The 12319-nt window shown below is 54.7% G+C and carries 14 protein-coding genes and 1 other RNA gene; 2 read left to right on the top strand and 13 right to left on the bottom strand.

What is annotated here, in order from left to right; genetic code table 11:
• Window positions 1–43: 43 nt before the first annotated feature.
• Entirely contained in the window at window positions 44–1303 is a 1260-nt protein-coding gene (gene ltrA / locus QWV57_RS08030) for a group II intron reverse transcriptase/maturase (protein WP_301101766.1), read from the bottom strand.
• A gap of 609 nt (window positions 1304–1912) precedes the next feature.
• Complete coding sequence (locus tag QWV57_RS08025; RefSeq protein ID WP_014195730.1) at window positions 1913–2119, bottom strand: DUF6501 family protein; 207 nt, start codon at window positions 2117–2119, stop codon at window positions 1913–1915.
• Window positions 2120–2314: 195 nt separating this feature from the next.
• Between QWV57_RS08025 and QWV57_RS08020 the strand changes: the two genes are divergently transcribed.
• Both QWV57_RS08020 and QWV57_RS08015 read left to right on the top strand, forming a co-directional pair.
• Window positions 2315–3088: an SDR family NAD(P)-dependent oxidoreductase gene (locus tag QWV57_RS08020; RefSeq protein WP_020754836.1), complete on the top strand. Its 774-nt coding sequence runs from the start codon at window positions 2315–2317 to the stop codon at window positions 3086–3088.
• 65 nt (window positions 3089–3153) lie between these two features.
• A complete protein-coding gene (locus QWV57_RS08015) occupies window positions 3154–3330 on the top strand; it encodes a hypothetical protein (RefSeq protein WP_164832316.1) in 177 nt (58 codons plus the stop codon).
• A gap of 116 nt (window positions 3331–3446) precedes the next feature.
• Here QWV57_RS08015 and QWV57_RS08010 read toward each other — a convergent pair whose 3' ends face one another.
• The 11 genes from QWV57_RS08010 to accC form a co-directional block, all read right to left on the bottom strand.
• Entirely contained in the window at window positions 3447–3641 is a 195-nt protein-coding gene (locus QWV57_RS08010) for an NETI motif-containing protein (RefSeq protein WP_033015194.1), read from the bottom strand.
• Between the two features lie 89 nt (window positions 3642–3730).
• On the bottom strand, window positions 3731–3880 hold the full coding sequence (locus QWV57_RS08005; protein WP_079936670.1) for a DUF2639 domain-containing protein: 150 nt from the start codon (window positions 3878–3880) through the stop codon (window positions 3731–3733).
• A 130-nt stretch (window positions 3881–4010) separates the two neighbouring features.
• Window positions 4011–5723 carry a DHA2 family efflux MFS transporter permease subunit gene (locus tag QWV57_RS08000; RefSeq protein WP_301101756.1) on the bottom strand — a complete coding sequence of 571 codons (1713 nt, stop codon included), beginning with the start codon at window positions 5721–5723 and terminating at the stop codon, window positions 4011–4013.
• Window positions 5724–5733: 10 nt separating this feature from the next.
• Window positions 5734–6372: an HlyD family secretion protein gene (locus tag QWV57_RS07995; RefSeq protein ID WP_301101754.1), complete on the bottom strand. Its 639-nt coding sequence runs from the start codon at window positions 6370–6372 to the stop codon at window positions 5734–5736.
• A gap of 3 nt (window positions 6373–6375) precedes the next feature.
• The gene (locus QWV57_RS07990; protein ID WP_060787796.1) at window positions 6376–6816 is read right to left on the bottom strand and encodes a MarR family winged helix-turn-helix transcriptional regulator; all 441 of its coding nucleotides are present in this window, start codon (window positions 6814–6816) and stop codon (window positions 6376–6378) included.
• A 200-nt stretch (window positions 6817–7016) separates the two neighbouring features.
• Window positions 7017–7205, bottom strand: a non-coding RNA gene (gene ssrS / locus QWV57_RS07985) — 6S RNA.
• 63 nt (window positions 7206–7268) lie between these two features.
• The gene (locus tag QWV57_RS07980; protein WP_301101752.1) at window positions 7269–8822 is read right to left on the bottom strand and encodes an acyl-CoA carboxylase subunit beta; all 1554 of its coding nucleotides are present in this window, start codon (window positions 8820–8822) and stop codon (window positions 7269–7271) included.
• Window positions 8823–8991: 169 nt separating this feature from the next.
• Complete coding sequence (locus QWV57_RS07975) at window positions 8992–9774, bottom strand: enoyl-CoA hydratase (protein ID WP_033012204.1); 783 nt, start codon at window positions 9772–9774, stop codon at window positions 8992–8994.
• 19 nt (window positions 9775–9793) lie between these two features.
• Window positions 9794–10687 (bottom strand): hydroxymethylglutaryl-CoA lyase, encoded by an 894-nt coding sequence (locus QWV57_RS07970; protein ID WP_301101748.1) that lies wholly within the window; start codon window positions 10685–10687, stop codon window positions 9794–9796.
• A gap of 14 nt (window positions 10688–10701) precedes the next feature.
• Window positions 10702–10914, bottom strand: a complete 213-nt coding sequence (locus QWV57_RS07965; protein ID WP_014195717.1) for an acetyl-CoA carboxylase biotin carboxyl carrier protein subunit — start codon at window positions 10912–10914, stop codon at window positions 10702–10704.
• A 22-nt stretch (window positions 10915–10936) separates the two neighbouring features.
• Window positions 10937–12289, bottom strand: coding sequence for an acetyl-CoA carboxylase biotin carboxylase subunit (accC, locus tag QWV57_RS07960; RefSeq protein WP_020755510.1), 1353 nt, complete (start codon window positions 12287–12289; stop codon window positions 10937–10939).
• Window positions 12290–12319: the final 30 nt, after the last annotated feature.

Here is a 12319-nt window from a genome sequence, read left to right as displayed (position 1 = left end):
CTCTCACACCACCGTACGTACCGTTCGGTATACGGCGGTTCCATTAAGTCTGACGCAGAGATTCATATCGTTGATAAAGACTCTTCAGCCCTTGGCTCTCCCAATAGGAGTTGCCAAGGGCTTTATGCAGGATGGGACTGGCGGCCACTCTCCAATATTTCTTCCGAGTGTTTCCCCATTCATATGCTTTCTGCTTGGGCACTCCTAAACTTTGCAGTTTTCGGACTCTGGTTCTCGGAAGTTTCCACTCTTTCCATTGGCACATGCGCAGCCTTCGTCGAATCCATCCATCTAGTTCTTTGAACACACTTGGGGTCTCTGCTAGCGAAAAGTATCCACACCATCCCAGAATGTATTGATTGAGCTGTTCGATTCGTTCGGGCATGGGAATCGGTTTCGATCGGCTCGTCATGGTGCGTATCCTTTGCTTCATGCGCCGAATGCTTTCCTTTGCAATTCGGATTTTTGGCTCCTTATTTGGGGTGAAGCTAAAACCGAGGAATTTTCTCCTCCACGGACGATCCACTGCCGATTTGGTTTCGTTGACTTTCAGCCGGAGTTTCTTTTCGATGAATGCCGTGATCGATTTCATCACCCGTTCCCCGGCCTTCTTCGTCCTTACGTAGATATTGCAGTCATCCGCATACCGTACAAACTTGTGCCCTCGTTTTTCCAATTCTTTGTCCAGCTCATCCAGGAGAATGTTGGACAGGAGTGGACTGAGCGGCCCTCCTTGTGGAGTCCCCTCTTGTGTTTCCATGACCACCCCGTTGATCATGACCCCTGCCTGTAGATACTTCCGTATCAACTTTAGGAGGATTTTGTCTGGAATTCGTTTCGCTAATATCCCCATCAGTTTGTCATGGTTGACTCGATCAAAGAACTTTTCCAAGTCGATATCTACCACCCATGTATATCCTTCCTGAATATACTGCTTCGCCTTTTTCACCGCGTCGTGTCCTCTTCGACCGGGACGAAACCCGTAGCTGTGTTCCGAAAAGGATGGGTCAAAGATCGGCGTGAGCACTTGGGCGATGGACTGTTGGATGAACCGGTCTGTCACGGTCGGGATTCCTAGTAACCTGACTCCTCCGTTCGGTTTCGGGATTTCGACCCGTCGGACCGGGCAAGGTTCGTAGGTCCCTTCTTCTAAAGCGTGCCGTATCGCGTCCCAATGTTCCACGAGGTGTCTTCGCAGGTCTTTGACGGACATTCCATCGGTTCCATGGGACCCTTTATTCTTTTCCACTTGTTTGAGTGCTCGCAGGAGATTCTCCCGTGACATTACCTGTTTCATCCACATTCCGATTCTTCCTCTCTACGTGAACGGTCCGTTCTATTTGTGCCATCTTCTTCTCCACCCTCTTGAGGTTCCCCATGGACTTCACCATTTCCCCCCTCAAGCAGGCCCTTTCGGGTTATCTGCTTCATCAAAGAAGATGAACGCCTAGTGGCCGTTCTCCTTCATGGTTCGGTCCTTCCCCTTCTATCTAAGCTAGACGGGTACTATGACCTCTGCTGACTTCTGTCCGTTCAGCGTTGGATCGCTCCAACGGTTGCCAAGCGCACTTGGCTTCCCGGACAGACCTCCCCGGGTAAGAGTGCAGTCTTTCCTTCCATCCATCTGCTTCATTTACTCGGTATCACCTTCGGCAGAAAGGGCTTCGTTTTGTCGTGCAAACTCACCCAATGATACCCAGCCTCCTATGAAGTTCGTGTTCCTCAGACCGGAAGTTTGCCGCCCGCTTCCTTCAGATTCTGCGTCGCCGCAGACACCCTTGCGTTAAGCTAACTGCTACTTCTGCCTTCGCAGTTCGGGACTTTCACCCTATAGACTGCACCCATGCCGGGCGCACACGAAAAAACGGATGCCCTGTTTTGGACATCCGTTTTTTCTTGGTGATTGGCGCGATCATTTGACTTCCTCAAAATAATCTTTGTAAAACCCGCCGACTTTTCCGCTGTTGTCAATGACAAAATAAAACTCGTCGGTTTCGTTTTTTACTTCATATACCTTGCCCGGCGTCAATACATTGCTGACCATGTACTTTTCCGCGTTCGTGTGAACGCACTTTACTTTTTTGATCGTCGGCCGGGTCGCCCATGTGTGATGAATCATGGCGTCATCTCCTTCTCTTTATATTTTTCCCCTTCTTTATTGTAGCGACCCGGACAACCGGCTGCAACGTCCCATTCGCCATTTGCCGCTATGGCCGACGCCTCAAATCGTTGGCGGCGGGCAACCGTGCTATAGTGAAACTATGCGGACCCCCGCTAACAAGCCGAATGATCATGTTCGAAAGGAGAGACTCTTATGTTTTTGCCTTCATTCCGTTTGGACGGAAAAACGGCGCTTGTGACCGGAGCCGGACGCGGCATCGGCCGGGCGATCGCGATCGGGTTTGCGGAAGCCGGAGCCGATGTAGCGCTCATCGCCCGCACGGAAGCTGATTTGCAAGAAACGGCAAGCCATATCGAACAGCTCGGCCGAAATGCGTACATATACCCGCTTGATGTCACCGACCGACAAGCCGTGCACGACGCGGTCGCCGACATCAAACAACAAACCGGCTCGCTGGATATCGTGGTCAACAACGCTGGCATGAACATCCGCACGCCGGCTTTGGATGTGACGGATCATGAGTGGGAAACGATTATGAACACCAACTTAAAGTCGGCGTTTCTCGTCTCACAAGAAGCCGGTCGCGTCATGAAAGAACAAAAGCAAGGCGGAAACATCATCAACATCGCTTCCGTCGCCGGCCATGTCGCCTTGCGCACCGGGGTTGTGTACGCGGCAACGAAAGCGGCGCTCATCCAAATGACGAAAGTGCTGGCGTTTGAGTGGGGGCGCTACGGCATACGCGTCAACGCGATCGGCCCGTGGTATTTCCGAACGCCGCTCACCAAAACGCTGCTTGAGGACGAAGCGTATGTGAACGACATTTTGGCCGTCACGCCGCTCAAGCGGATTGGCGAGTTGCCTGAGCTCGTCGGCCCGGCTGTGTTCCTCGCCTCCGATGCGGCCAGCTACATTACCGGCCAAACGCTGTTTGTTGACGGCGGCATGACGATCCACGGCTTTTGATAAAGCGCGGCCAAATCGTACACCCTATAAATGCCCCAGACTATATTGACAAGGAGGCCGCAAACATGAGCGACCGGGAAAGCAAACGGCAATTTCAAGACGACTTAGATCAGTACCGGATGGACAACGTCATCCATGCCCCGAAACAATACGTGTACCAAGTCGGTTACGAAGCGTCAAGCGGCAATCCGACCAACGGCCATCGGGAGGCGAAAAAAACGCGCGAATGGCCGCACAGTTGAACCGGAAAGGACATTCCTTTCCGGCTTTGTTTTTTTGATCAGCTTTCCTCGGTTGCGACGTTTCAAGACAAAAACGAGGCGCAAGCCCCAGCCCCGCCGGCGCAAACGACCTGTTGCTACGGCTCATCGCGCACCCCCTCAAATTCAATGATGCGCCCGCACGGCTCAACCATCGTTTCGCCGTTCGTTTCCACTTCGCGGAAAATTGGCTGCTCGATGCGGCGGATGGGGCGGTAGCCTTCCTGTTTCATTCGCGCTAAACAGGCGGCGATCGTTTCCCCTTCCGCTACCGTAAACCGTTTTTTCTTCATCGCTTCCGGCGCGTTTGTCAACCATCAGGCGCGCCTCCCTCCTTTCCCCTTTAGGTTGCCCAAAAAAGAAGCCGGATGTTTCATCCGGCCTAGCGCGTTTTCTGCACATATTTTCGGTACAGCCCATACAGCTCGGCTGCTTTGTATGTCTCAATTTTTTTCCGTCCGACCGGATGGCGGGCGATGCCTGCCTTTTTCAACTCGGCAACAAGCCATCCTTTCGAGCCAAAATGCGCCATGGCGCTCCCCCCCCTCTTTTGTCATCCGCTTGTCTTTATAATGTATATGTGTGCAAAAAGGGAGCAAGAACATTGTTGTCCATATGGCATAAAACAAAAAAAGAAGCGGCTTCTGCGCCGCTTCCTTTGTTTACGCTGATGGCGATTTATGCTTTTTTCCCTTTAAGAAAAACGCCATCATTAACGCCAATACCGTCAAGCCGGTGGCGACGAAAAAGGCGTCGTTAATCCCTTCGACAGTCGATCTCTGCTGCACGAGCCCATACAGCAGCTGCACCACCGCTTCATCGCTCGGAATCGCCTGCTTCAGCTGGCCGACAAGGCTCATGAAAAACGGATTGTTTTCCGTCATCTCATTTCGGTACATGTCCGCATGGAATTTGGCCCGGTTGGACATGATCGTCACCAAGAACGCCGTTCCGAGCGAAGCGGCCACTTGGCGGATCGTATTGGACATCGCCGTGCCGTGGCTGTACAAATGGCGCGGCAAGGCGTTCAATCCTTCCGTCATAATCGGCATTCCGAGCATCGACATGCCGAACATGCGGAAAATATAAAGCCAAATTAACTGGCTGTACGGTGTATCCATCGTCAGCTTGCTGAATTCCCACGTCGTGACCGCGGTGATGATCAAGCCGACGATCGCCAGCGCCCGCGCGCCGATGCGGTCAAACACCCAGCCGGAAGTCGGCGACATGATCGCCATGACAATCGCTCCCGGCAGCAACAGCAAACCGGCATCAAGCGGCGTAAAGCCGCGCAAGTTTTGCAAATACACCGGAAGCAAGACCATGGCGGCAAACATCGCCATGTTAATGACCGAACCGATGACGGTCGCCAACGTAAACACTGGGTAGCGGAACACACGGAAATTGAGCACCGGATGCTCCGAGCGCAGCGAACGCCATGTGAACATGATGAGGAACAAGGCGCCGATGACAAGCGAAACAACCACTTCCGTCTCGCCCCATCCTTTGCTTCCGGCCTCGCTGAAGCCATACAGAACGCCGCCAAACCCGATCGTGGAGTAGACCGCCCCTTGCACGTCCAGCACTGGATTGCCTTTACGCGGCGTATGTTTCAGCCAGACGGAGGCAAGCACAATGTCTACAATCGCGATCGGCAACACGACGTAAAACAACAGCCGCCATGTATAATGTTCAACGATCCAGCCAGACAGCGTCGGCCCGATCGCCGGCGCAAACATCATGGCGATTCCGACCGTCCCCATGGCCACTCCGCGGCGTTCCGGCGGGAAAATCGACAACATAATGACCATCATCAGCTGCATGATGATGCCGGCCCCGACCGCCTGCGTCAGCCGTCCTGCAAGCATGACGGCAAAGGTTGGAGCGATCGAGCAGACAAACGCGCCGATGGCGAAAAACGACATGCCGGATAAAAACAGCCGTTTCGCTGGAAACTTCGCGATTAAAAATGGGCTGATCGGGATGAGCACCCCGTTGACGAGCATATATCCTGTCACGAGCCATTGGATCGTCGACGTTTCCACGTTGAAATCTTGCATCATATGCGGCAAGGCGACGTTGATCAACGTTTGGTTCAAGATGGCGACAAACGCGCCCAGCATGACCGTCGCCACAACCTTGCCGCGGCTGCCGATATCCCCGAGGCCGCCTTGCCCGGCTGGAGCGGCCGGGCGCCCATCCGTTTCTGCCGCTGGCTCTGCTTTCGTTTCCGCTAACGGTTGAGCGTTGGCTTCCGCCGCTTCATCCGCCGCCTTCCCTGCAGCTGAAGCCGGTTTGCGGCGGCGCAGCGCGATGTTGACCGCCGCCAAAACCAAAACGGCAAACACAATATAACCAATGACAAATGTTGTCATGTCCCATCACCTACTTATGGATGCGGACGGTGACGTTCATGCCCGGCACAAGTCCGGCTCCGCTGTAATTGTCAATGGAAATCGTGACCGGAATCACTTGGGTCACTTTCGTGTAGTTGCCGGTCGCATTGGAGCTCGGCAGCAGGCTGAACGTATTCGCTGTCGCATTGCCAATCTTTTCGACTTTGCCGCTGAATTTGCGGTCCGGATACGCATCGACATAAATATCGACGTCTTGCCCGACTTTCACGTCTTCAATATCCGTTTCTTCAATATTCGCCGTCACCCACAAATCGTTCAAATCAAACCCGCGGGCAAGCGGCGTCCCCGCGGCGACAAACGAGTCTTTGACCGCGTTTTGCTGCACGATGGTCATCCGATGAGGCACTGTCACCGGCACCGTCGTTTTGCCGTCAAACACCTGACCGATTTCTTCCCCGGCTGAGAACGTTTTTCCCGTGTCGCCCCGCCAGGATGTCAGTTTTCCGGACAGCGGCGCCGCAACCGAGATGACCTGGCCGTCGATGCGGGCGTTGTCTGTTTTAATGTAATTCGTCGCTTCGTTCACATAGTAGTAAGCGGCAAAGCCGCCGCCGACAAGCAAAATGAGCACAATGATGTTCAGCGCCACCAATCGTTTCACGTTCACTGTCTATTCCTCCCCGAGTAAAATCGCTTTAATTTTTTCATGAAGATGCAAAAACTGTTCAATCTCCTCTGGAGAGACGAGTTCTTGAATGCGGCGAAGCCGCCGGCGCAGCACCGACTGCTCGCCAAACGCTTCCGACACTGTCTCTTTTCCTTTTTCCGTCAAACTCAAAATGACCGCGCGCCGATCTTGCTTCGACGGCTCGCGGACAACAAGGCCGGCGCCGACGAGCCGATCGACCGTGCCGCTGACGTTGCTGTTGCTTAAATTTAATTTTTCCGCCAAGTCATTCAGGCGAATATGTTCTGTTTTCAACAGCGTATACAAGACGATCAGCTGCACCTCCGTCACTCCGACGCGAGCCGCGTCCTCGCGGATGAGGCGGTAAAGCGCCTTTTGCGTCCGGAAGACAGCATACATGATGTCCCGGCTGATTCCTTCCATTCATCCCCCCTCCTTGCTTCATCTTTCTTGTTGGAATAGTTTCAATGCGAATTATTTCTGCACGAAATATGATTATAACATGAAAACGAGGAAAATCAACTATATTGTTTCATTGTCTTGGCAAAAACATACGCAACAAAAAGAGTCCGACTGGATGTTTGGCATCCAATCGGACTCTTTTGCCCGCTTCTCATTCATGAATCCGCGCCGCGGTTGCCGTCGGCTGAATGCAGTTTCTCAACCACGCTCCACCAGGTGGGTGTTCGCAGAAGCGTTCCTGTCGTCCCCGCAGACGAATAAGGGGCATGACATTCCCGCTTCAATGTAGAACTCCCTTTTGATTGCCATCGGTTGAAACTTCATTCTACAACGCACAACGCAGCAGCGGATTGGTGATTATTATCATACACAATCTTTCTTCGTTTGACAAGGGGGACGTTTATCCAGTTTTTTCAAACCGGATACACCCCGTGTTTCCGCTCGGAAAAGACCATATATTTGGACATATACGCGGCAAACCGCCGGATGAGTTCGTCGCGCAAGTCGTTCGGCGCGACGATGCCATCAACGACCAATTCAGAAGCGAGCCGGTAGATATCGATGTCGCGCCGGTATTCCTCGCGTTTTTGTTCGACAAACGCCGGCCGCTCTTCCGGCGGCAGCTCGGCGATTTTGTTCGCATAAACGGCGTTAACGGCCGCCTCCGGCCCCATGACGGCGATTTGCGCGTTCGGAAGCGCGAGGCAGCAGTCCGGTTCAAACGCCGGGCCGGCCATGGCATACAACCCGGCGCCGTACGCTTTGCGGACGATGACCGAGATCTTCGGTACGGTGGCTTCCGACATGGCGGCGATCATTTTCGCCCCATGGCGGATGATGCCGGCCCGCTCGACCTTCGTGCCGATCATAAAGCCAGGGACGTCGGCCAAAAACAGAAGCGGGATATGGAACGCGTCGCAAAGCGTGATGAATTTCGCCGCTTTATCAGCCGAATCGTGGAACAAGACACCGCCTTTGACGCGCGGCTGGTTGGCGATGATGCCGATCGGCTGGCCGTTAAGGCGCGCCAGTCCCGTAATGATTTCTGGCGCAAACAGTTTTTTGATTTCACAAAACGATCCTTCGTCAATGATCCGCTCAATCAAATCATACATGTTGAACGGCGCATTTTGGTTTTCTGGCAAAATGTCCTCGATCGTTTTGTCAAACGATTTCGGCGGCTTCGCCTCGACCACCGGCGGTTTTTCGCCGTAATGGGACGGAAAATATGACAAATAACGGCGCGCATAGGCAATCGCTTCTTCTTCGGTTTTCACGAGCACGTCGCCGCAGCCGGAGACGGTGCAATGCATGCGAGCGCCGCCCATCTCTTCGAGCGTGACTTTTTCCCCAATCACCATTTCCGCCATGCGCGGCGAGCCCAAGTACATCGAGGCGTTGCCCTCGACCATGATGACGATGTCGCAAAACGCCGGAATATAAGCGCCGCCGGCTGCTGACGGGCCAAACAACAGGCACACTTGCGGCACTTTGCCGGACAGCTTCACCTCATTGTAAAAAATGCGCCCTGCCCCGCGCCGGCCGGGAAACATTTCGAGTTGGTCCGTAATGCGGGCGCCGGCCGAGTCCACCAAATAAATGATCGGGCAGCGCAGTTTTTCCGCTGTCTCTTGAATGCGGATGATTTTTTCGACCGTGCGCGCTCCCCATGAGCCGGCTTTGACCGTCGAATCGTTCGCCATCACGCAGACGGTGCGGCCGTTGATTTTGCCGATCCCGGTCACCACCCCGTCAGCCGGCAGGCCATCCGCCAAACAGTTGGCAAACAAGCCGTCTTCCACTTCCAAGCCATCGTCAAGCAGCAAATTCAGCCGCTCGCGGACAAACAATTTCCCTTGGGCCGCATTTTTTTCATGATATTTTGGCGCCCCGCCTTTCTTGATTTCCGCCGCTCTTTTCTCCAGCTCCGCTGCGAGCGTGTCTTGCTGATTGGCTGTTTCCTTCATCTCTTTGTTTCCCCTCCTTGTTTTGATAGATCTTGCTGTTCCATCCCGCGTGTTCGGCCGGGAGCACGGTTGGGGCCGTTTTTGGCTGTCGTGCCAATGTCGGTGCAGAACAAGCGCTCCGTGCGGCTTTTTCCTTATCCAAACAGCCTCATCCTGCCCAAGCGCAGGCTTACTCCCCTTTGTACACCGGCTTCCGCTTTTCTTTAAACGCCTGCAGACCTTCCAGACGGTCTTTCGTTGGGATTGTCGCCTCATAGGCGAGCTGCTCAATTGCGAGGCCCGTCTCCAAATCAACGTTGAATACGCTTTGGATCGCCCGTTTCGCCTGGCGGACGGCTATCGGCGCATTGTCAGCGATTTGCTGCGCCAATTCAAGCGCCCGATCCATGAGCTCGGCGCGCGGCACGGCGTATTCGACAAGGCCGATTCGCTCGGCTTCCTGCGCTGTAATCCGTTTGGCGGCAAAAATCAACTCTTTCGCTTTGCCGAGACCGACAAGGCGCGGCAGCCGCTGCGTCCCCCCCGCTCCCGGAATGATGCCGAGCGACGTTTCCGTCAGCCCGAGCTGGATATCGTCGGCGGCAAACCGGATGTCGCAGGCGAGCGCCAGCTCAAGCCCCCCGCCAAAGGCCGAGCCGTTTAACGCGGCAATGACCGGCTGCGGCACTTTCTCGACCTCGTTGATCGTTTTGCTGATTAAGGCGACGGCCTGCCGCACTTCCGTTTCATTCATCCCCGCCCGCTCTTTCAAATCAGCGCCGGCGCAAAACACCTTGTCTCCTGCCCCGGTCAACATGACAACGCGCACGTCTTTGCGAAATTTGATCTCCTGAAAGAGCGCGCCAAGCTCGAAAAGAAGCGCTCTTGAAAGCGCATTGGCCGCTTCCGGACGGTTTAATGTCACAATGGCGATGCCGTTTTCTTGTGTTTCAAACGATACAAGTGTGCTCACGTTTTCTCCCCCCTTATGATCAAACCGTTTGCAAATACCGGCTCGAAAGCGGGCGGCCGATTTTGTCGCGGATAAACAACGCCGCTTTCGTCAGCTGCTCGACATCGATGCCGGTTTCAATCCCCATGCCGTGAAGCATATATACTAAATCATCAGTGGCGACGTTTCCCGACGCTCCGGGAGCGTACGGACAGCCGCCAAGGCCGCCAAGCGAGCTGTCAAACGTCGTAATGCCCATCTCCATCGACACCAAAATGTTGGCAAGCGCCGTTCCTCTTGTATCATGGAAATGCATGGCAATCCGTCCGGCCGGAAAGCGGCGAAGCACCTCAGCAAGCACGTCCTCCACTTGCTTGGGCGTCGCGACGCCGATCGTATCGCCAAGCGACAGTTCGTCAACCCCCATCGCCAACAACCGATCCGCCACCATCAGCACTTGATCGACGGCAACTGCCCCTTCATACGGGCAGCCAAAGACGGTGGAAACGTAGCCGCGCACCGTTTTGCCTGCTTGTTTTGCCGTTTGCACGACCGCTTCCAGCACCGGAAATGTGGCAGCGATTGTTTTGTTAATATTTTTTTGGTTGTGCGTTTCGCTCGCTGACATAAAGACGCCGACTTCGTCAATCCCCGCGGCCAACGCCCGCTCAAGCCCTCTTTCGTTCGGCACGAGCGCCGCATACGTGACGCCGGCTTTTCGGCCGATGCCGGCTGCGACCTCAGCGGCATCGGCGAGCTGCGGGATCCATTTCGGATGGACGAAGGAAGTCACCTCAATGTACGACAGCCCCGTTTCGGACAATAAGTTGATCCACGCGATTTTATCGGCGGTCGCGATCGGCGCTGCTTCGTTTTGCAGGCCGTCGCGCGGGCCGACTTCTTTGATCGTCACCTTCGCCGGCCATCGGCTCATGCTCTGCTCCCCCTTTATTCAATCTCGACAAGCACGTCGCCTTCGTTTACGAAATCTCCTTCCTGCACGTGGATGTGCTTCACGACGCCGGACGCCTCAGCCGCAATCGGAATCTCCATTTTCATCGATTCTAAAATGATGACATCTTGGCCTTCTTCTACATGATCCCCGACAGCCACCAACAATTTCCATACACTTCCAGCCATTGTTGCCGTTACTTGGGTCATCGTGTCTTCCTCCGTTTCTGCTTCATTTTGCTTTTGCTGGCTTCCAATGCTTCGAAAGGAAATCGGTCGTCGTATCCCCCGCTTGAAACGCCGGATGGGACAGCACGGCCTCAAGCAGCGGAATGTTCGTTTTAATCCCTTCCACGCGATAGTGTCGAAGCGCTTCGAGCAAGCGTTCAATCGCCGTTTGCCGATCCGGTCCTTTGGCGATTAGTTTGGCGATCATCGGATCATAAAACGGCGTAACCGCGGCGCCGCTTTGAACCGCCGTTTCATGACGAATCCATTCGCCTTGTGGGGCGGAAAACGCCGTAATGCGGCCGGGCGACGGGTAAAACGTGTTCGGGTCTTCGGCATAAATGCGCACTTCAATGGCGTGTCCATCGCGGCGGATGTCTTCCTGCTGATAACGAAGCGGCTCGCCGGCGGCGATGCGCAGCTGCTCTTCGACAATGTCGATGCCGGTGATTTCTTCCGTCACCGGATGTTCAACTTGCAGGCGTGTGTTCATCTCCAGAAAATAAAAGTTTTTTTGCTCATCGACAAGAAACTCGATCGTGCCGGCGTTCGCATAGCCGATATGGCGCGCGGCCCGCACGGCTGCTTCGCCCATTTTCCGCCGTGTTTCCTCATCCAAAAACGGCGACGGCGCCTCTTCGACCACCTTTTGATGGCGGCGCTGGATCGAACACTCGCGCTCCCACAAGTAGACGCAGTTGCCGTAGGAATCAGCGAGCAGCTGAATTTCAATATGGCGCGGGCGATCGATATATTTTTCGATATACATCGTCCCGTCGCCGAAAAACGAAGCCGCCCGTTTTTGGCTTCCTTCAAACGCCTGGCGCAGCTCGGCTTCGTCGCGGGCGATATGCATGCCGATGCCGCCGCCGCCGGCTGACGCCTTCAGCATGACTGGATACCCAATCGAAGCCGCCGCTTTGGCCGCTTCATCGGCGCTATCAAGCGCAAAGGAGACGCCTGGGACGATCGGCACGCCGGCTTGTTCCATCGTCCGCCGCGCTTCGATTTTGCTGCCCATCGCCGCGATGACGTCCGCCTTCGGACCGATGAAGACGATTCCTTCTTCCTCGCAGCGGCGGGCAAACGCTGGATTTTCCGACAACAGCCCGTAGCCGGGATGGATCGCCTCCGCTTTCGCCGTTTTGGCAACCTCTATGATTTTTTCGATATTTAAATAGCTTTCCGCGACGCGCGGCTTGCCGATCAAATACGCCTCATCCGCGAGCGAGACGTGGAGCGAATCCGCATCCGCTTCGGAATAGACGGCGACGGTCCGGATGCCGAGCTTTTGGCACGTGCGGATGATGCGGACGGCGATTTCGCCGCGGTTGGCAATCAACACTTTCGAAAACATCGTCTCACCCTTTCTTAAAAGTACAGGTGC

The sequence above is a fragment of the Geobacillus zalihae genome (assembly GCF_030414215.1).
GTDB classification, from domain to species: Bacteria; Bacillota; Bacilli; order Bacillales; family Anoxybacillaceae; genus Geobacillus; species Geobacillus zalihae.
Note: the sequence above shows the minus strand (reverse complement) of the source record. Positions and strands in the feature narration are given on the sequence as shown.